Here is an 18435-nt window from a genome sequence, read left to right as displayed (position 1 = left end):
ATATGTCAAAACTGATTCGTGGCACGCTGATTCTGACAGCGGCTACCTTCTTTTCTAAATTTCTAGGGTTGATCTTCGTCATCCCGTTTGAATGGTTAGTAGAATCTGAAAACGGTCCGTCCGGTGGAGCATTGTACAGTTTTGCCTACACACCATACGCCGTCTTTTTAAGTATATCCACATTAGGTTTACCTTTAGCAGTTTCCAAATTCGTTTCGAAATATAATGCAATGGGCGATTATGTAACCGGTCGGAGACTATTGCGATCCGGACTCTTGTTCATGACGGTCAGCGGAATCGTATCCTTCCTATTGTTGTTCTCATTGTCCGGTTGGATCGCTGAATTCCTTGCCAGTCAAAGAGGAGCAGAAGGGAACTCCGTTCAGGACATTAAAATGGTCATCCAGCTCGTATCGACAGCGTTGATCATCGTTCCGGTCATGAGCTTGATTCGAGGGTATTTCCAAGGATTCCAATCAATGGGCCCGACGGGGTTATCACAAGTGGTCGAGCAGATCGTCCGTGTTAGCTTCATCCTGATCAGTGCGTTCTTGGTCATCGTCATTTTCAAAGGGGAAGTGAGTACGGCAGTCGGATTCGCGACTTTCGCGGCAACGATCGGCGCAATGTCTTCTTTACTCGTCCTCCTCTGGTATTGGAAAAGACGTCGTCCTCACCTGAACAAGATGATGAGGAACAGTGTGGACCACAAAATCCCGCTACCGAAAATTTATAAAGAACTGATCCGGTATGCAATTCCATTCGTGGCAGTCGGTCTCGCCATCCCACTTTACCAATTGATCGACATGTTCACGATCACAAATGCGTTGCAAAATGGATTAGGCTACGGCCAGGGTAAGGCGGAAGATTTCTACGCTGTCATGCAGACGTATACACAGAAGCTGATCATGATTCCGGTTTCTTTATCAACGGGTGTGGCGCTTACGGTCATCCCATTGATTACGACCTTATATACGAAAAAAGATTTTCCTGTCCTGCAAAATCAGATCACGAAAATCTTTGAAATCATCTTATTCTTGACGGTACCAGCTGGGATTGGCTTAGCGATTCTTGGTCTGCCAGCTTACTCGTTCCTATTCAACAACAATATCGAAATCGGAGGCTTTGTCCTTTCGTGGTACGCACCGACGGCGATCTTATTCGCGCTCTTCACGGTGACGGCTGCGATTTTACAAGGGATCAATAAACAACGATTCGCTGTCTACAGCTTATTGACAGGAATCTTCGTAAAGTTAAGCTTGAACTATGTATTGATTGCGAACTTCGGTATTCTCGGTGCGGTTCTCGGTACAAATCTAGGGTACGCCATCTCGATCACGATCAACTTGCTCATCATCAAACGTGCAGCAAACTATTCGTTCCGTCCTGTATTCAAACGTTCTATCCTGATCGGAATGTTCATCGGATTGATGGTATTGGCGGTAGTTGTTGCGAAGTGGGCGATGGAAGCACTTGTGGGAACCGATTACGGAAGTACTTTCACTTCATTCGTAGTGTTGACGGTAAGTGTGTTTGCAGGAGCGGGAGTCTATTTATATATGAGTCATTTCTCTGGGCTCCTACAACATATCTTCGGTGATAAAATCAATCGATTCTTCAAACGTCGAAGAACACGAGCAAATTAAAAGGCCTTTCACCGGGCCTTCTTTTTGTACCTTTTTTCACTCAGCGAGCTGTTGATCAAGCCAGGCAAGCTGTTGACCGATTCCGAGGCCTTTCATCGGAATCTTATATTCATAGCCCTTCTGTTCAAGCTGGGGTTCAAGGTGGTCTCGGTACACTTTCCCGCCATGCAGATAAACGATGATCTCATCAGGAGATTCATATTTACGGAACGTATCGATGACATTCCGAGCCCATACCTTCTTTTCCATAATGGAGAACGTCTTGATGGAAAGGTCGTAGGGTTCTAATGTTTGATCGGGTAATAAGAGTCCATCTTTTGCATTATAAAAGTAAAAACCGTCATAATGCTCTTTTGCATACTGTACTGATTTCTGAAACAATGGACTTGTATAAAAATCCAGCACCGGTGCGGGATGTCCTAGTTTTTTTCGTCCTGTAGCAAGTAGTCCGATTGCGCGTTTCAATGGTACCCCTCCTTTTGAACTAGTTTTACTTATTATACACTCATCGTTGAAAATTAAGCTACTATTTTACAATTGTTGGGAGGATCTCTTTTGAGAATCGATAAATTGTTGGCCAATATGAACTTTGGAAGCCGTAAAGAAGTGAAGAAGCTGTTGAAAAATGGTCTTGTGAACGTAAATGGCGAACCTTTGAAAAACGGAAAAACCCATGTCGATCCAGATAAAGATGTCATCACCGTCGCCGGAGAAGTCGTCGAGTATGTAAAACATATCTATCTGATGATGAATAAACCGGATGGGGTCATTTCTGCTACCGAAGATCACGTCCATAAGACCGTGATTGATTTACTAGATGTCGAGGATGCTGGGTTTGAGCCTTTCCCGGTAGGGCGTTTGGATAAAGATACGGAAGGATTGCTTTTGCTGACAAACGACGGACAACTTTCGCATGAACTGCTTTCACCTAAAAAACACGTCCCGAAGATGTATTACGCAAAGATCGACGGGGAAGTCACGCAAGACGATCAAATCGCTTTCCGCAAAGGCGTCACACTCGATGACGGGTATAAGACAAAGCCTGCCGACTTAAACATTTTAAAAAGCGGCACACAATCCGAGATCGAGCTTGTCATAACGGAAGGGAAATTCCATCAAGTGAAACGGATGTTTGAAGCCGTTGGGAAAAAAGTCACCTACTTGAAACGGATGGAAATGGGATCGTTGAAACTGGACCCATCCCTTGCCCCTGGTGAATATCGACCGCTGACAGAGGATGAACTTGAACGCTTACAAGATCGTCAACAAAACGAGTAATCCACTCAGAGACATCTGGCCTATTTTTCATCATCCTTTCCGCCTGGTTGTTTTATTCCCGAAAATGTCGGGTATTAATCAAAACATCCAACGAAAGGAGAATCCAATATGTTAATATTCGGAAAAGACATCTTAAAGAAAAAGATCGTCAGCAGTGAATATGATGAGGCACCTGAACACAAGGTCGAGGACATACTCCTGAACAAAAAAACATTTGATTTAGACTACCTTATATATTTAGAGAAACGACCTGATGAAGATCGGGTGGATAACCGAATGGAAACGTCAATGGATAATGTGGTGAACAGTTCTGGAGGGCAAGTAGCGATGAACACACCACCTGTAACAGACGAAGATACATTCGAGAAGAATTATACCACCGAAACGCTGTATATCCCTTTTAAGGATGTATTGGAATTAAGTGAAGACAAGGTGAGGATATCTGGAATCGATCAACAGTATCATGATCCAATCGATTCAATCGCGACAGAGTCCATTATCCACAAGAAAGTGAAGACAGAAAGCGGAGATACAGTTGGAAAGGTGCAGGATGTCGTCATAGACTGGGATACTCGAAGAGTCATCGGTCTTTCCCTATCAGAAGGTTTCTGGGCGAACTTGGTGTCGGATGCGAACCGTTACATGAGACTTGAAGACAACATGGAGCTTGCGACTGAACACATCATCGTACCGGATCACGTGAAAGATCATCTCGTAGAAGATTTACGCGAAGTCCAACCGAGATAAAAGGTTTTGAAATCAATAAAAGAGCTGGCCACATCGCGGTCAGCTCTTTTTTCTACTTATTTTTGAAGTTATTGTGCAATCTTTACCTTTTTGGATGTCGTTTCCCATTTTCCTCTAGTGGGGCTTTCTACCAGGTTGTTATACGTTAGTACGTTCAAATCTCGCTGAATCGTTCTCTTTGTCGTCCCGAATTCGTCGACAATTTCCTGCGTTGTTACCGGACCACTTTCATTAATAAACATATAAATAGCCTTTACGCGGTTCAACATACGTTCAGTCGAAGGACTCAAACAACCACTCCTTACCTTATTTAACGACTTCATGGATAGTGTACCCAATAATTGTTAAGTGGATGTTAAGCAATTATTGAATTATTTGAATAAATAGGTACATTAGCATAAATCGTTATCAATCGGCGGAAACTGATGATGAAAGAGATATGATGAGACTGTCCGTCATATGACATGTTGCTTCCACTCCATCCCCTGTTTTAGAGTGGATATTGTGACTTCAACCCCACCTCCTGGTTAGAAATATTGTATAATAATTCTGTAAATAATTCAAAACAGAAATTCAGTGTAGGTGTGGTACATTGAGGAGGAAGGGGGAGTATTCCGTGCAATTTTTCAAATGGTTAAGGGTCAAGGTCGTCCAGCTGAGTAACTGGGTCATTTTCGTCATGAGTATAGTCATGGTCGTGATGAGTTCCTTAGTCATGGTCCTGATTGAGCCCGAAACCTTCACCAACTTGTTCGATGCACTATGGTGGGTGATGACTACCGTGACGACCGTTGGATATGGGGACATCTCACCGATTTCCGTCGGCGGCCGTGTTTATGCGATGCTTTTATACATAGTCGGGATTGGCTTGATCGGTGTCGTCATTGGGAAAGTAGTCGATGGTTTCAGTGCATTCAGACGTAGGAAGGAGGAAGGAATGTTGACCTATAAAGGAAAGAATCACATCGTCATTATCGGATGGTCTCAGAAAGCGAAGTTTGCGATTCAAGAAATTTTACAAACGGATAAGTTCCGGGAAATCGTCATCATCGATCAGTTGAAAAAGTCACCCTATTTGGATGAGCATGTCCATTATGTAAGAGGTGATGCGGCAGACCAGGATACGTTGATGCAAGCGAATCTGTCCGAAGCAGCTGGTGTCCTATTGTTTGCGGATGACACGATTCAGGATCCGTTATTAACAGATGGAAAAACGTTGTTGATCGTAACGACGATTGAGCGCATTTCACCTGAAATACATAGTACGGTCGAAATTTTGAACGAAGATCATATCAAGAACTTCCGCCACGTGGATGTGGACGAGTTCATTTTATCCAACGAAACGATTTCGAGGTTGGCCGTCCGTTCAGCGATTACGAATGGGATATCCAAGCTCTTCAGCCAGCTGATGAGCCATGGAATTGGGGACAACATCTACGAAATCCCTGCCCGCTCGGATTGGAAGACGTACCGGGACGCGTTCACCTCATTGTTACAGGAAGGTGCGACGCTCATTGCAGACGGAAACAAGATGGACATCAATCGCCGGTTGAACGAAACAATCCCAGTGGATGCACGACTATTCGTCATTTGTGATAAGGAAACGTTTGATAAAATTCGCAGTGAAGCATAAAACGAACGGAGGGGTCATCACATGATTGATTGGAAGCAGGAAGTGGAGAAGCGCAGGGACGATTTGATTCATGATCTTCAAGCGCTGTTGCAGATTGAAAGTGTCCTTGATCCAGAAAGTGCAAAGGAAGGAGCGCCTTTTGGAGAAGGGATTGACCGTGCTCTCACGCACTTTTTGGAAAAAGGGGAAGCGGACGGTTTCTCGAGTAAAAATCTAGATGGATACGCTGGTCACCTGGAATTCGGTGAAGGGGAAGAGCTCGTCGGGGTACTGTGCCACTTGGACGTCGTTCCGGCTGGCGACGGTTGGAGCTCAGACCCATTCGCAGCTGAAATTCGAGACGGCCGCATCTATGCTCGTGGTGCCATCGATGACAAAGGACCTACGATGGCGGCCTATTATGCTATGAAAATCGTCAAAGAGCTCGGGCTTGATGTGAGCAAGCGCGTGCGCATGATTTTCGGGACGGACGAAGAAAGCAACTGGCGATGCGTGAAGCACTACTTCAAGCAGGAAGAAATGCCGACGATCGGATTCGCACCAGACGCCGATTTCCCGATCATTTATGCGGAAAAAGGAATCTTCGATTGCGAGTGGAAGCAGTCGAGTGCAGTCGGGGCTGGTGAGGGTGAAGGTGCGCGTTTGGTTTCGTTTGATTCTGGTAGAAGGCTGAACATGGTTCCTGATTATGCGGAAGCAGTCGTTGAGGGACTTTCAGAAGAAGTGGAAGCTTCGTTCAATGCGTTTCTAGCTGATACTGGATTGACTGGTGAGGTTGCTGCTACGGACGGCCGCTATACGTTTAAGCTGGAAGGTGTCTCGGTGCACGGCAGTAAACCGGAGACTGGAAAAAACGCAGGCCTGTTCTTGGCCGAGTTTTTATCCGCTTATTCCTTTGAAGGGGACGGCGATGCGTTCATCCGCTTTGTCAATGAGTATCTTACTTCTGATTCAGAAGGGACAAAGTTGGAGATCGCTGATTCCGATGAAGTGAGCGGACCGTTGACACTGAACGCGGGTATCATGCGGTACACGGTTGAAGAAGGCGGCAAGGTCGGGATGAACCTCCGCTACCCAGTGTCGCACGATTTCGAGCGCACACGAGGCATACTGGAGGAAGCAAGCGCTCAGTTCGGTTATGAGCTGAACGAGATCGAGCACTTGGCTCCACATCACGTTCCGGAAGATCACCCGTTGATCAAGACGCTGATGTCCGTGTATGAAGAGCAGACAGGAGAAGACGGCTACCTCATCTCCATCGGCGGCGGTACGTATGCCCGCTCGCTCGATGCAGGTGTCGCGTTCGGCGCCCTGTTCCCAGGCGAAGATGAACTCGCTCACCAGAAGGACGAGTACATCGACATCGAAAACCTAATGAAAGCCACCGCAATCTACGCACAAGCCATCTATGAGTTGGCAAAATAAATTAAATGGTCAAATCGGAGAACCGAGTACGGATGTACTCGGTTTTTCATTGTTGGAGGGGGGCGATTGGGCAGTGCGGAATGGTCTTTCGCACCCCGAAGTCGCAGAAATGACGAGATCGCCCCCCGCAAGAAGCTCATTCGCACCCCGAAGTCGCAGAAATGACGAGATCGCACCCCGTAAGAAGCTCATTCGTACCCCGAAGTCGCAGAAATGACGAGATCGCACCCCGTAAGAAGCTCATTCGTACCCCGAAGTCGCAGAAATGATGAGATCGCACCCCGCAAGAAGCTCATTCGCACCCCGAAGTCGCGAAATATGGCGAGATCGCACCAATGAGCATTACCTTTGTTGCTCTTTAACATAATGAGACATCTTACCGCTCTTAATTAAATCAAAATTCTTGGAAAGAATTTTCCGCATTGCTTTTTTGGTACTGATTATATCACACCATTCAATCATAGTAGTCGTTGTTATTTTCTCCGCTGGAAACAACAACTGAAACTCCTCTACGCTGCGTACAACGGCAGATTCATAATCCTCACCAAATCCACAATTCTTACAAACCAGGGTAGTTCTGACGAGCGCACCATACATCCCACCACAAGCCAAGCAAGGGATGCCTTTCTTCATTAGGGGATAGTCGTATTTGGGTAATCGAAAGGAGGGGGCGTCGGTCAACTCGAGGGATAGCAGTTGTTTTCCTATTTCATAGTGGTGATCTTTCAAAATCGATCGTTCTTTTTGCATCTTCGTAAAATATCGATTCAACTGGGGGAGAAAAATGATTGGAAGATTTGTAGGAGCTTGATAAAGGTAGAACTCGGGGTTCACAAACACAAGATAAGGTTCGATCGGGAGAAAAATGCCCAATCCTTTTAACAGATGACGGAGAAGGATGGTACTTCGGTTCAATTGATGCAGAGGGTTCGTGATCTCTTTATCGTTCGAGGAAAACCAGCTGTCGCCCTCCAAATAATAATCACCTTCGAGATTTTTCACCTCGAACAAAACAATCTTCGACGAGCTCATCACCAACGAATCATTCTGAAAAACGGTATTCTTGTGCGCGAGCAGCAGGTCATTGAGTACGATGCGTCCGTCCAGATATGGTTCAATCAATCCATCAAACTTGCACTCGCCTTCAAAACCTTTTTTCAAACTCAGAAGGTAGTTCCGATCAACCTCACATAAATCCATCCGCGCACCCAAAGATCTCATCACCTTCAATTCTTTAGATTCATTTCGATATCTCTTCATTCAATGCACATTCCTCCTTCACATAATTTCCATAATCATACATTTAACTGGTAAAATTAACAACCATTCCACTATTGCATTTTTCTAAGGGTGCGTTACAATCGACAGAGTAATTACATACGGTCAGACAGGAGAGGGCTTATGAAATCAATAGAACGTACACCATTGAATATCAGCTTGTTTTACTTTTTCATCTTCTTCGGTTTCGGGACGCTTTTTCCATTATTAAGTGTTTATCTTAAACAAGACGTCGGGCTCACGGGAACGCAGATCGGGGCAATCATGTCCGTCAGTCCGGTCGTGATGATCATCGCGCAACCGATATGGGGCGTCATTTGTGACTATACGAGGCGTCCGAGAGCGGTCCTCATTTTTACATTGGCGATGAGCGGATTCATTGCAATCCCGTTCGCAGTCATGGACTCATACATCAGTCTCATTCTCATTTCGATTCTGCTCGCGACATTCCAGAGTGCGATCGTACCGGTTTCAGATAGCATCACACTCAATTATGTAATGGCGACAAAAAAAGATTACGGGAACTTCAGGCTGTGGGGAGCGGTCGGTTTCGCAGTATCGGTCTATGTGATGGGAACGCTTGCTGAAACGCTAGGGCTCAAACTGATCTTCTACAGCTTCACAGCGGCACTGCTCATCTGTACGATCTTCGTTCTTTCTTTTCCAAAAGAAAGCAATACGCTAAAAGTGGACTTGCGCTCAGGATTCATGCGGCTCATCAGAATGCCGAAGTTCATCCTGTTCCTGTTTACAACGTTTTCGGTGTTCGGACCGATCCACTCGAACAACTTTTATTTCGGTCTCTATATACAAGAGCTGGGCGGAACCCTCGCTGGTGTAGGTATCGCTTTCTTGCTAGCGGCGGGTAGTGAAGCGCCGTTCATGAAACTGTCTGGCGGTTGGATTCGCAAACTCGGCTATGAGAAAATCCTCATTGCGGCCGCGCTCATTTCCGCAGTCAGATGGTTCTACTATTTTACAGAACCAACATTGGTCGGAGTCTACGCGACAACGATTGCACAAGGGTTCTCGATCGGTCTCTTCATTCCGGCAGCGCTCCAATACGTGAGGGAAATCGCACCGGATGACGTGAAAGCGACAGCGGTAGCGCTCTACAGCTCGATGGGGAACGGACTCGGCAGCTGGTTCTGCACGTTCTTCGGCGGAATCATCTACGACGCCCACTCCTTATTCGGCCTTTATTTCTTCTTCGGAACGATGACGACGATCGGTCTGATCCTACTGCTCATCAATCTGAAGGTCTTGCCGGAAGGTGCTGCGAGCGCCAGTCCATCCTCATAATATGTAAAAAACCCCCGGGAACCGGGGGTTTTCTTGTTAGAGATGACTGACGGTGTCATTCCATTTCGCAATCATATTTTTCAAATCGTTGATGTTGGACGTAAAAGGATAGTTCTGATGGATGGTCTTTTTCTCGCCGCTGTCCAGTTTTTCATAGCTATGGACGAGCTCCGACCAGTCGCGGGTAATCCGATTCAAATGCCACTTGAATGTATCCATTTCATCTGCAGCCATATTGGAAAACTCCTTTACAATGAGATTGTCTATATGGGAGTTTACCCTTTATGACCAGGCGAAAAACGTAAAGAAAACTTGACTCAGCCAAGCCTTGGTGCAGGCTGAGTCCTAGCTGCACTTATACTTTGTACGTAAACTTTTTATCTGCGTCGATTAACTTCTTGTTAAAAAGTTATTTATCATAATGTATAAAGAAAACGACCTCCACTCACTGGAAGTCGTTCCATTTCAACGATTACTCTTCACCGAAGTCGAACAGGTCGCTGGACAAGTAGCGTTCACCTGAGTCGCAAGTCATGCAAATGACAACATCGTCGCTACTCAACTTCTTCGCAGCTTGTAGTGCGGCATAGACGGAAGCGCCAGAAGACGGTCCAACTAAGATACCTTCCTCACTTGCAAGCTTGCGGGTCGTTTCAATCGCTTCCTCGTCCTTGATCCGAATGATTTCGTCGTAAATGTTCTGGTTCAGGATGTCTGGAATGAATCCAGGGCTTGTTCCGACGAGCTTGTGCTTACCAGGTTTACCGCCGGACAATACCGGAGAGCCTTCAGGTTCAACGACTTTGATTTCAAGATCCGGCATGTGTTCTTTCAACGTTTCACCTGTCCCGGTTATCGTGCCGCCTGTTCCAGCTGGTGCGACGAACGTTTTGAAGTTTTTACCGATTTCTTTAGCGGCTTCCAAAATTTCAATCGCAGTCGTATTTCTGTGGGCATCCGGGTTAGCCGGGTTTTCGAACTGCATCGGCATGAAGCTGTTCGGAATCTGGTCCGCCAGTTCCTTCGCTTTTGCAATCGCGCCTGGCATCTTATCATCGCCCGGTGTCAACACGACTTCTGCGCCATACGCCTTCAGCAGGTTGATTCGTTCCTTCGTCATCGTGTCTGGCATGACGATGATGGATTTGTAACCTTTCGCGGCTGCGTTCATCGCAAGACCGATTCCTGTGTTCCCGGAAGTCGGTTCGATGATCGTGGATCCCGCTTTCAGCAGTCCTTTTTCTTCCGCTACCTTCAACATATTGTAGGCTGCGCGGTCTTTGATGCTGCCGCTCGGATTGAAATACTCTAATTTTACATAAACGTCTGCACCGTTCGGATCCGTGAGACGGTTCAATTTTACAAAAGGTGTATCTCCGATTAATTCAGCTATACTATTAACAACACGCATGTTCAACACGTCCTTTGCTTACGATACTTCACACATATTATATCAAATCCAAGTAAACGGCTCTAATTAAACGGTCTTGAAAAAATACAATTACATTCAAGTCATTCCCTATTTCTGATAGACTTATGAATAGATTTAATGGAGGTTTTGTACAATGGATCGACATATGTTCCTGGCTGTACCGGTTCCAGAAGAGCTACAAGCGAAAATTCAGGGTTATGCGGAAAAAGTAAAGCCGATCCTTCCACTGAAAAAGTGGACGAGTGAGGGAGATTTTCATATTACGTTAAATTTCCTAGGGGCGACGTCCGATGAATCTGCGCGCGATTTAGTGGACAAGCTGCGTGGAAAGCTGCAAGACACCCAACCGTTTGAACTAGAGCTCTCTTCCGTCGGAGTGTTCGGAAACCCGAAAACCCCTCGTGTCTGTTGGGTCGGCATCGAACCGTCTGAACAACTCGACGAACTATACAAGCGCACCTCCGAGAGCTGTGCATCCGTCGGTTTTGATACGTCAAATCGGCCGTATCGACCCCATATCACGATCGGAAAAAGGTGGGGTGGGCAGAACGAGAAGGTTACCGAACGGCTTCCGGAACCAGAAGGACTCAACGGTCTCACCTGGCAAGTAGACGAAGTGATCCTATACGAAATCCATCCGCAAAGAAAACCGAAGTACGTTGTTTATGAGCGTTTCAAACTCAGAGAGGACCAATAAAACATGTCAAAAATCATGATCGGTACCCTGCAAATCTTCCTCTTGTACGGTTTGTATCTTATCGGGACCTTCATTCAAAATACGTTCGATCTCCCGATACCTGGGAGCATTCTCGGCATGCTTCTCTTGTTCATCTTACTGACGACAAAAATATTGCCGTTGAAATGGGTGCAGGAGGGGTGCAACTTCCTGCTTTCCCATCTTCCGCTCTTTTTCATACCGGTTACGGTCGGAGTGATGGAATTCGGATTCGTTTTCCAAGGGAAAGGTCTCCTGCTCATACCCGCGGTGCTCGGTAGTACGATCCTCGTGATGGTACTGTCTGCTAAAGTTTTGGAATGGATGATGCCAAACGATGTAAAGAAGGATTCATATGATTGATAGTTTACTAGCACTATTCTTCACAGCACTGACGATTGGCTTATATTTACTCGGCATCCAACTGTATAAAAAGAAACGGCATCCATTCACGACGCCGATCATCACGGCTACAACGCTCATCATCATATTCCTGCTAGTAGCGGATATTCCATATGACACTTATATGGAAGGCGCACAATGGATCGATCGACTGCTAGGACCTGCCGTCGTCGCACTCGCTTACCCGCTCTATATATACCGGGGCATCATTGTCCGTTACATGCTTCCGCTGATGCTCAGTATTTTTACAGGTGTAGTGGTCGGAATCTTATCTGGACTCTTATTTGCGAAGTGGGTCGGACCGCCAGACAACGTCATCTATTCGTTGTTGCCGAAATCTGTCACGACACCGGTTGCGATGGAAATCTCCAAAGTGACCGGGGGCACGCCTTCTATTGCAGTTGTGTTTGTCATGGTAGCTGGAATCGGTGGCGTAATGATCGCCCCATATGTGTTCAAATGGTTTAAAATAGAGGGAGAAATGGCGAGGGGAATCGGATTAGGGTCCGCCTCTCATGCCATCGGAACAGCCAAGTCATTGGAATATGGTCATCAAGCAGCGGCCATCAGTTCGGTCGCAATGACGATCTCAGCGTTACTTGCATCATTTTTGATACCGATTATTTCTTCATGGATGTAAAGAGGTGGTACACGAATGGCACAGCTTTTGAAAATCGAGGATTGTGTCTCTCGTTATGAAAAAGACGTATACCGATACACCGGTCAATATATCAGATTGAAAAGCGATCGCTGGAAACGGGTGAAAGCGAACTGGGAAAACGAGAAGCTTTCGGAACCTGATGATCGAGAATTCTCATCCGAACCAGAACGGAAAAAGTGGTGGCAGAGAAAGTCGGAGACGTCCGAGACGATTGAAGAGGAACCGTACACTCCACCAAGAACACCGATTACCCTATCGGCCTTGAAAAAGAACTTCCGGGAAGAACTGTTCGACTTCCAATTGAAATGGGCAAGCTCGACAATTCGGGAAAGGTCAAGAATTGGAAGAGAGAGGTTGCGAGAGGATTTCCTTCGCATATTATTGATGGATCTTCCTGATAATTATCTGGTCCTGTACCGACCGATCATCCGATTGAAAAAGGCCGAAGCCCAAATGGATGTGATCATGATTGGTCCTGATACGATTCATGCGATTGTTCTGATGGATACACAAAAAGGAGATGTTATCCATCCTTCACAAGGGCGTTTTTGGGAAGTCGAGAGGCGGGGTGAGGTCGTGAAAACTGTCAGCCCGATCGCAGCTGTTCAACGGATGAACTACTTTATCGAATCGGTCATCGACACGAATGAGACAGAGATGAAGATATCTTATACAGTTCTTTGTAAAAATGGATTCATCAATCGGAGCGGCATTCCTCCATACATCCAAGTCGTCGATCAGACCAATTACGGACAGTGGTGGGAAGCTCTGAAAAGACAGCCTAGTCCTATCAAAGCAAAACAATTGAAGGCAGCGAAGGGTCTCATGGATCAATGTGTAACGACCGCCTACCTCAGACCTGAATGGGAAACAGAACAGGATTTATGGAGTCGAGTGGATCCTGAATAAACTTGTTTGTTGAAAGTGTTCAACAATTGAACAGTATATGTCGATAAAAAATAAGACACGAATGATTCAACAAAACACTCCTACCTATATAAACCATTTCTTTGAAAGGACTTTTAGACTACACTAATGTAGTTCTATCATCCTTATCATCGACATTCATTTACCAATATTTATAAAATATTAGAGGATTTTCGATCATTTTGTTGAAAAAGGAGAGAGGATGAAAAACTTGTCGATGCGGATTTTACGTCATGCGTACAAGTTTTGCACTTTTGGTGGGAAAGTGCCATCTGAAAGAAAGAGGCTTCTATGGAAAAGTTCTTGATCTTCATCATTAATCCAAAAGCGGGAAATGGGAAAGGCGAAAAGGTATGGAAGAAAGTCAAAAAGGAACTACAGAAGCGTAAGGTACCTTATCGAAGCTTTTTTACCCAACGACCTGGACATGCAAAGGATCTTGCCCAGCAGATGACGCATATGCACCATGAAAATATGAAGGGAATCGTTGCGGTTGGTGGTGATGGGACGATCCATGAAGTCATCAACGGAATGGTGCAGTACATACATATTCCAGTCGGTTTCATCTCGGCTGGTTCAGGTAATGATTTTGCGCGTGGATTTCGTTTGCCGCGATCCACTACCCAAGCATTGAACCATATTTTATCTTCTAAATTTCAACGCAACAAAAGGTACGATCTAGGCGAGTTCCGTATTGGAGCACGCAAGCATAAAGCGAACCATTTTTCCAGCTCCATAGGCATCGGTTTCGATGGTGAAGTCGCAAAGCAGACCAACGAATCGAAATATAAAGGAATCCTGAATACATTCGGACTTGGGTCATTATCATACATTTTTACCTTGTTGAAACTGAGTTTGAAATATGAACCTTATGCATTGACGTTGAGAGTGGATGGCAAGCTGTACACGTTTGAAGATGTGTGGCTCGTCGCAACGACGAACATCCAATATTACGGTGGCGGTATGAAGATCTGTCCAAGTGCTCGCCCGGACGACGGTGTTCTCAACCTGTGTATCGTCCATAATTTGTCCAGAAAGAAACTTTTCTTTCTCTTCGGTACCGTATTTTTAGGTTTACATACAAGGCTGAAAGAGGTAACGATGTTAAGAGGAAGCGAAATACAAGTTGAAACGGATCGCTCGGTTACGATGCATGCCGATGGAGAAGTCATCGGCTCAAGCCCTGCTACAATCAAGGTTTTGCCGAAGCGTTTTACGGTAATCTGATCGGAACGTATCGATTTTGACCCGTTTCTGTGTTAAAATATTATATCTGTACAGAACTGTCCGATTTTAACGGAACAAGCCGATCATAATAATGATAGACTGATGAAATCGAAGGTGAAAGCATTGAAACACATATTAGGAAGCGGTTGGCAGGTGAAGCCTGCAGGTGGTGCAACCGGTGAAGCCTACATCGCACAATATGGGGAAGAGAAGATCTTCTTAAAACGCAATTCGTCCCCGTTCCTTGCTGTTTTATCGGCAGAGGGAATCGTCCCAAAGCTTTTATGGACGAAACGTTTGGAAAACGGAGACGTTATAACAGCTCAGCACTGGTTGAACGGCAGGGAATTGAAAGCTGCTGAAATGAACCAACAACCCGTTGCCCAATTGCTTTCGAAAATCCATCGTTCTCAGGAATTGCTTTCGATGTTACGCAGGATTGGCATTCAGCCGTTAACACCTGATGCAGTTTTGGATGAACTGAAAAACCGAACGTATAAAAATATAAAATTCCAAGCCGAAATCCAGCCTTATTTAGACTATTTGTCTTCCCATATTGAAGATATGCGCACAGACCAATTCGTCGTATGTCATGGGGACGTGAATCACAACAACTGGCTGATTACGGAAGATGAAAAACTTTACCTGATTGATTGGGATGGTGCAGTCATTGCCGATCCTGCCCTCGATCTTGCCATGCTGTTGTACTGGTATGTGCCAGACGAAGAATGGGACAAGTGGCTTCGTTCTTATGGAGTACCAATGACAACCGCTTTAAAAACTCGCATGCATTGGTATATCGTTGCCCAAACCATCGAGTCGATTTACTGGCATTGTGAACGAAACCAGGAACAGCAAGCGAACTACTGGATGAATTACCTCGTCCAGCTGAACAAGCAAATATTGCATTGAATATATATGGGTGAAACCTGATGTCAGGTTTCATCTTTTTTATTGGTAGAGGAACACTTACGCACCCCGAAACGGCTGAAATGAGAAGTTCGCACCCCGCAAGTTGCTCATAAGAACCTCAGCCCTACATAAAAAAACTCCAGCGCACATACACGCTGAAGCTCTCTCAACTCACTTTATTGCTATTGCGGGTCCAATACGCTCATCCACTGTGTGAGTTCATTATGATAGCCGACTACATGTTGATCTACCGAAGGGGAGGTGCTGCCTGTTCTGCTGTATGCTTGTATCGATGTTAATGTCTCCCTCAATTCCAGCGGGGTTTGAGGATTTTGAAGCAACGAGTTGGTCAGGCGTTCGATCTGTTGACACTCTGAAGAAGAACCGCATTGATCGAGCTGGTGGCTTCTTAGTATATCCATCAACAATGACAGCTGGTCAGTAACTTGCAATGGCATGAATGACGCATCCTTTCAAGTCCGTTTGAGTTTAGGATGTGCCAGTGCCTGAATATTCATCCGTTTATTTTTTAGCACCCCAAACGAACAAGCCGATGATGGCAATCAACAGGACAAGTGGTGGCGCCCAAAATATGAAGAATTGATCCATGTAAACCTCACCTTTTTTATACAATTGTACCCGTATTTACAGTGTTTATCACATAATTGGATCACTAAAATTCATCCAAAACAAAAGGTTCCTGATTCCGTTTTTAAAAAACGGGAATACAGGAACCATCGTTCTTACAAATTAATATTGAGAAGCGTATTTGATTTTCATCTCTTTTGCGCGTGTCGATTGTTTGTGAACAAGGCGTTCTAATGGATATATCGCTAAAGCATAACCTGCAAATAGTCCACTGAATACAGTTAGAACTGAGATTTCTGCTGTTTTCGTCATCACATTTTTCATCATAAGTTTGTTTAATTCACTCCTAAAGTGTTTTTGTCAAACAACACTTAATAGCATATATGTGTAAGCGTTTTCTTTCCTAATCACGTTAATCATGGTTATCCATGATATACCAGTCTGTCATAAGCCTCATTCGGTTCAGGTCTCATATATAAAAAATTGCGCCTATATGCGCTGGTATGCTCCCATATTCAAGAATCGAACCAGATAAATTCGATAGAAGTTCATTTTTTGGAACGTTTCATGGTAAAATATCCGAGGATATCGTAAATAAAGGAGTTTGAATGAATGCGTCTTAGAAACAAGCCTTGGGCACAAGATATGATAGATGATCACCCTGGAATCGTCGTACCCGACCCGGAAAACTGGAAAGGGAAGTGGAAAGAACTTTTCGGGAATGAAAACCCGATCCATATTGAAGTGGGAACAGGTAAAGGGCAGTTCATCACAGAAATGTCCAAGCTTCACCCGGATATCAATTTTATCGGAATTGAACGACAAAAGAGTATCGTCGTTAGTTCCATTGATAAAATCAAAGAGTCTGGACAGGAAAATGTCCGCATGATGAACGTCAATGCGATGGAATTGAATCAGTTTTTTGCAGAAAACGAAGTGCATCGTGTGTATTTGAACTTTTCCGATCCATGGCCGAAAGCAAGACATGAGAAGCGACGTCTGACGTACGAAACGTTTTTACAATCGTATGAAGCAGTTCTGATTCCAAACGGAGAAGTCCATTTGAAAACGGACAATCAGGGACTGTTCGAGTATTCTCTGCATAGCTTTTCAAAGTACGGGATGATCTTGAACAATGTCAGCTTAGATCTCCATAACAGTGATATCGAGGGCAATGTCATGACAGAGTACGAAGAGAAGTTCTCTGCGAAAGGGAACCGAATTTATCGATGTGAAGCGGTATATCGAAGCAAGTGAATCCGATAGAGCGTTTTCAATATGGTACAATAAACTCTAGATTAGCTAAATAAGGAGTGAAAGGTCATGGAAACGCTTCAATTCGGTGAAATCAAACTGCACTGGCTCAATGGGGGAGTCACACATATGGATGGAGGAGCGATGTTTGGTGTCGTACCGAAGCCATTGTGGAGCAAGAAATACCCGGTCAATGAAAACAATCAAATCGAACTTCGCACGGATCCGATCTTCTTTCAATATGAAGGGAAAAACATTCTGATTGAATCCGGAATGGGGAACGATAAATTAACCGATAAACAAAAAAGGAACTATGGCGTAAACGAAGAGTCCCACATTGATGATGAGTTGGCGAAATTCAACCTGACAACGGATGATATCGACTTTGTTCTAATGACACATCTTCATTTCGATCACGCTTGCGGCTTGACGAAACCAAATGCCGACGGATATGAATCCACTTTCAAAAATGCGACGATTTACACGTCTGCAACTGAGTGGAACGAAATGCGCAATCCGAATATCCGATCCAAAAATACATATTGGGAAATGAACTGGAAGGGCATCGAGGCTCAAGTTCAAACGTACGAGGATCGAGTAGAAGTGTTGCCTGGTCTTTTCATGATTCATACAGGCGGTCACAGTGATGGGCATTCGATTCTCATGTTCGAACAAGGAGAGGACAAGCTCATCCATATGGCGGATTTGATGCCGACCCATGCACATAAAAATCCTTTATGGGTGCTCGCGTACGACGATTATCCGATGACTTCAATCGGACAAAAGCAAGAATGGTTACCAAAGGGTATGACAGAGAATGCTTGGTTCACGTTTTACCATGATGCGATTTATCGTGCTGTTAAATTCAATGATCAAGGTGAAATCATAGATTCGGTCAAACGTGACAAATGATCAAGAATTTGTCACATTTACACCTTTTGTAAGAAAATGGATGGTAAAAACCGTCACATTTTTTGTAGAAACCTGTTACAATTATCATAGATTTTA

At 44.9% G+C, this 18435-nt stretch carries 22 protein-coding genes; 14 read left to right on the top strand and 8 right to left on the bottom strand.

Annotation, left to right across the window (positions count from 1 at the left end; translation table 11 throughout):
- Positions 1–2: 2 nt before the first annotated feature.
- Positions 3–1646, top strand: coding sequence for a putative polysaccharide biosynthesis protein (locus tag ACSVDE_RS12025; RefSeq protein ID WP_439301128.1), 1644 nt, complete (start codon positions 3–5; stop codon positions 1644–1646).
- Positions 1647–1682: 36 nt separating this feature from the next.
- On the opposite strand, the gene ACSVDE_RS12020 is transcribed toward ACSVDE_RS12025, so the two are convergent.
- Entirely contained in the window at positions 1683–2111 is a 429-nt protein-coding gene (locus tag ACSVDE_RS12020) for a DUF6884 domain-containing protein (RefSeq protein WP_439301127.1), read from the bottom strand.
- Between the two features lie 90 nt (positions 2112–2201).
- On the opposite strand from ACSVDE_RS12020, the gene ACSVDE_RS12015 reads away from it, so the two are divergent.
- Entirely contained in the window at positions 2202–2924 is a 723-nt protein-coding gene (locus ACSVDE_RS12015; RefSeq protein ID WP_439301126.1) for a pseudouridine synthase, read from the top strand.
- A 108-nt stretch (positions 2925–3032) separates the two neighbouring features.
- Complete coding sequence (locus ACSVDE_RS12010) at positions 3033–3671, top strand: PRC-barrel domain-containing protein (RefSeq protein ID WP_439301125.1); 639 nt, start codon at positions 3033–3035, stop codon at positions 3669–3671.
- A 68-nt stretch (positions 3672–3739) separates the two neighbouring features.
- On the opposite strand, the gene ACSVDE_RS12005 is transcribed toward ACSVDE_RS12010, so the two are convergent.
- Positions 3740–3961 (bottom strand): DeoR family transcriptional regulator, encoded by a 222-nt coding sequence (locus ACSVDE_RS12005; RefSeq protein ID WP_439301124.1) that lies wholly within the window; start codon positions 3959–3961, stop codon positions 3740–3742.
- Positions 3962–4287: 326 nt separating this feature from the next.
- On the opposite strand from ACSVDE_RS12005, the gene ACSVDE_RS12000 reads away from it, so the two are divergent.
- The gene (locus ACSVDE_RS12000; protein WP_439301123.1) at positions 4288–5304 is read left to right on the top strand and encodes a potassium channel family protein; all 1017 of its coding nucleotides are present in this window, start codon (positions 4288–4290) and stop codon (positions 5302–5304) included.
- A 21-nt stretch (positions 5305–5325) separates the two neighbouring features.
- Entirely contained in the window at positions 5326–6729 is a 1404-nt protein-coding gene (gene pepV, locus ACSVDE_RS11995) for a dipeptidase PepV (protein ID WP_439301122.1), read from the top strand.
- 342 nt (positions 6730–7071) lie between these two features.
- Here the strand turns inward: pepV and ACSVDE_RS11990 are convergent, their stop codons facing one another.
- A complete protein-coding gene (locus ACSVDE_RS11990) occupies positions 7072–7989 on the bottom strand; it encodes a nuclease-related domain-containing protein (protein WP_439301121.1) in 918 nt (305 codons plus the stop codon).
- A 141-nt stretch (positions 7990–8130) separates the two neighbouring features.
- Between ACSVDE_RS11990 and ACSVDE_RS11985 the strand changes: the two genes are divergently transcribed.
- Positions 8131–9309, top strand: a complete 1179-nt coding sequence (locus tag ACSVDE_RS11985; protein WP_439301120.1) for an MFS transporter — start codon at positions 8131–8133, stop codon at positions 9307–9309.
- 36 nt (positions 9310–9345) lie between these two features.
- Here ACSVDE_RS11985 and ACSVDE_RS11980 read toward each other — a convergent pair whose 3' ends face one another.
- Both ACSVDE_RS11980 and cysK read right to left on the bottom strand, forming a co-directional pair.
- Entirely contained in the window at positions 9346–9543 is a 198-nt protein-coding gene (locus tag ACSVDE_RS11980) for a hypothetical protein (protein ID WP_439301119.1), read from the bottom strand.
- Positions 9544–9781: 238 nt separating this feature from the next.
- Positions 9782–10720 carry a cysteine synthase A gene (gene cysK, locus ACSVDE_RS11975; protein WP_439301118.1) on the bottom strand — a complete coding sequence of 313 codons (939 nt, stop codon included), beginning with the start codon at positions 10718–10720 and terminating at the stop codon, positions 9782–9784.
- Between the two features lie 154 nt (positions 10721–10874).
- Here cysK and thpR point away from each other — a divergent pair, with 154 nt between their 5' ends.
- The 6 genes from thpR (at position 10875) to ACSVDE_RS11945 (ending at position 15585) form a co-directional block, all read left to right on the top strand.
- Positions 10875–11438: an RNA 2',3'-cyclic phosphodiesterase gene (gene thpR, locus ACSVDE_RS11970; protein WP_439301117.1), complete on the top strand. Its 564-nt coding sequence runs from the start codon at positions 10875–10877 to the stop codon at positions 11436–11438.
- Between the two features lie 3 nt (positions 11439–11441).
- Positions 11442–11819, top strand: a complete 378-nt coding sequence (locus tag ACSVDE_RS11965) for a CidA/LrgA family protein (protein ID WP_439301116.1) — start codon at positions 11442–11444, stop codon at positions 11817–11819.
- Positions 11812–12498 carry an LrgB family protein gene (locus tag ACSVDE_RS11960; RefSeq protein WP_439301115.1) on the top strand — a complete coding sequence of 229 codons (687 nt, stop codon included), beginning with the start codon at positions 11812–11814 and terminating at the stop codon, positions 12496–12498. Before ACSVDE_RS11965 ends, ACSVDE_RS11960 begins: the two co-directional genes overlap by 8 nt.
- A gap of 15 nt (positions 12499–12513) precedes the next feature.
- Complete coding sequence (locus ACSVDE_RS11955) at positions 12514–13428, top strand: hypothetical protein (protein ID WP_439301114.1); 915 nt, start codon at positions 12514–12516, stop codon at positions 13426–13428.
- Positions 13429–13737: 309 nt separating this feature from the next.
- Positions 13738–14673 (top strand): diacylglycerol/lipid kinase family protein, encoded by a 936-nt coding sequence (locus tag ACSVDE_RS11950; protein ID WP_439301113.1) that lies wholly within the window; start codon positions 13738–13740, stop codon positions 14671–14673.
- Positions 14674–14796: 123 nt separating this feature from the next.
- A complete protein-coding gene (locus ACSVDE_RS11945) occupies positions 14797–15585 on the top strand; it encodes a phosphotransferase family protein (RefSeq protein ID WP_439301112.1) in 789 nt (262 codons plus the stop codon).
- A gap of 182 nt (positions 15586–15767) precedes the next feature.
- Here ACSVDE_RS11945 and ACSVDE_RS11940 read toward each other — a convergent pair whose 3' ends face one another.
- From ACSVDE_RS11940 to ACSVDE_RS11930, 3 genes are all read right to left on the bottom strand, one after another.
- Positions 15768–16043, bottom strand: coding sequence for a YtzH-like family protein (locus ACSVDE_RS11940; protein ID WP_439301111.1), 276 nt, complete (start codon positions 16041–16043; stop codon positions 15768–15770).
- 64 nt (positions 16044–16107) lie between these two features.
- Entirely contained in the window at positions 16108–16194 is an 87-nt protein-coding gene (gene cydS / locus ACSVDE_RS11935) for a cytochrome bd oxidase small subunit CydS (protein WP_439301986.1), read from the bottom strand.
- A gap of 141 nt (positions 16195–16335) precedes the next feature.
- Positions 16336–16485, bottom strand: a complete 150-nt coding sequence (locus tag ACSVDE_RS11930; protein WP_439301110.1) for a hypothetical protein — start codon at positions 16483–16485, stop codon at positions 16336–16338.
- Between the two features lie 300 nt (positions 16486–16785).
- On the opposite strand from ACSVDE_RS11930, the gene trmB reads away from it, so the two are divergent.
- The gene (trmB, locus tag ACSVDE_RS11925; protein ID WP_439301109.1) at positions 16786–17430 is read left to right on the top strand and encodes a tRNA (guanosine(46)-N7)-methyltransferase TrmB; all 645 of its coding nucleotides are present in this window, start codon (positions 16786–16788) and stop codon (positions 17428–17430) included.
- 66 nt (positions 17431–17496) lie between these two features.
- A complete protein-coding gene (locus ACSVDE_RS11920) occupies positions 17497–18339 on the top strand; it encodes a YtnP family quorum-quenching lactonase (RefSeq protein WP_439301108.1) in 843 nt (280 codons plus the stop codon).
- Positions 18340–18435: the final 96 nt, after the last annotated feature.

Source organism: Pseudalkalibacillus sp. Hm43 (assembly GCF_051842935.1).
In the GTDB taxonomy this organism is placed as follows: Bacteria; Bacillota; Bacilli; order Bacillales; family Fictibacillaceae; genus Pseudalkalibacillus.
This window is presented reverse-complemented; position numbering and strand designations above follow the sequence as displayed.

What these genes read in the sequence shown, in the direction of transcription:
- ACSVDE_RS12025 (WP_439301128.1), top strand. Translation starts at nt 3, where the DNA reads ATGTCAAAACTGATTCGTGGCACGCTGATTCTGACAGCGGCTACCTTC.
- ACSVDE_RS12010 (WP_439301125.1), top strand. Translation starts at nt 3,033, where the DNA reads ATGTTAATATTCGGAAAAGACATCTTAAAGAAAAAGATCGTCAGCAGT.
- pepV (WP_439301122.1), top strand. Translation starts at nt 5,326, where the DNA reads ATGATTGATTGGAAGCAGGAAGTGGAGAAGCGCAGGGACGATTTGATT.
- ACSVDE_RS11990 (WP_439301121.1), bottom strand. Translation starts at nt 7,989, where the DNA reads ATGAAGAGATATCGAAATGAATCTAAAGAATTGAAGGTGATGAGATCT.
- ACSVDE_RS11985 (WP_439301120.1), top strand. Translation starts at nt 8,131, where the DNA reads ATGAAATCAATAGAACGTACACCATTGAATATCAGCTTGTTTTACTTT.
- ACSVDE_RS11980 (WP_439301119.1), bottom strand. Translation starts at nt 9,543, where the DNA reads ATGGCTGCAGATGAAATGGATACATTCAAGTGGCATTTGAATCGGATT.
- cysK (WP_439301118.1), bottom strand. Translation starts at nt 10,720, where the DNA reads ATGCGTGTTGTTAATAGTATAGCTGAATTAATCGGAGATACACCTTTT.
- thpR (WP_439301117.1), top strand. Translation starts at nt 10,875, where the DNA reads ATGGATCGACATATGTTCCTGGCTGTACCGGTTCCAGAAGAGCTACAA.
- ACSVDE_RS11965 (WP_439301116.1), top strand. Translation starts at nt 11,442, where the DNA reads ATGTCAAAAATCATGATCGGTACCCTGCAAATCTTCCTCTTGTACGGT.
- ACSVDE_RS11960 (WP_439301115.1), top strand. Translation starts at nt 11,812, where the DNA reads ATGATTGATAGTTTACTAGCACTATTCTTCACAGCACTGACGATTGGC.
- ACSVDE_RS11955 (WP_439301114.1), top strand. Translation starts at nt 12,514, where the DNA reads ATGGCACAGCTTTTGAAAATCGAGGATTGTGTCTCTCGTTATGAAAAA.
- ACSVDE_RS11950 (WP_439301113.1), top strand. Translation starts at nt 13,738, where the DNA reads ATGGAAAAGTTCTTGATCTTCATCATTAATCCAAAAGCGGGAAATGGG.
- ACSVDE_RS11940 (WP_439301111.1), bottom strand. Translation starts at nt 16,043, where the DNA reads ATGCCATTGCAAGTTACTGACCAGCTGTCATTGTTGATGGATATACTA.
- cydS (WP_439301986.1), bottom strand. Translation starts at nt 16,194, where the DNA reads ATGGATCAATTCTTCATATTTTGGGCGCCACCACTTGTCCTGTTGATT.
- ACSVDE_RS11930 (WP_439301110.1), bottom strand. Translation starts at nt 16,485, where the DNA reads ATGACGAAAACAGCAGAAATCTCAGTTCTAACTGTATTCAGTGGACTA.
- trmB (WP_439301109.1), top strand. Translation starts at nt 16,786, where the DNA reads ATGCGTCTTAGAAACAAGCCTTGGGCACAAGATATGATAGATGATCAC.
- ACSVDE_RS11920 (WP_439301108.1), top strand. Translation starts at nt 17,497, where the DNA reads ATGGAAACGCTTCAATTCGGTGAAATCAAACTGCACTGGCTCAATGGG.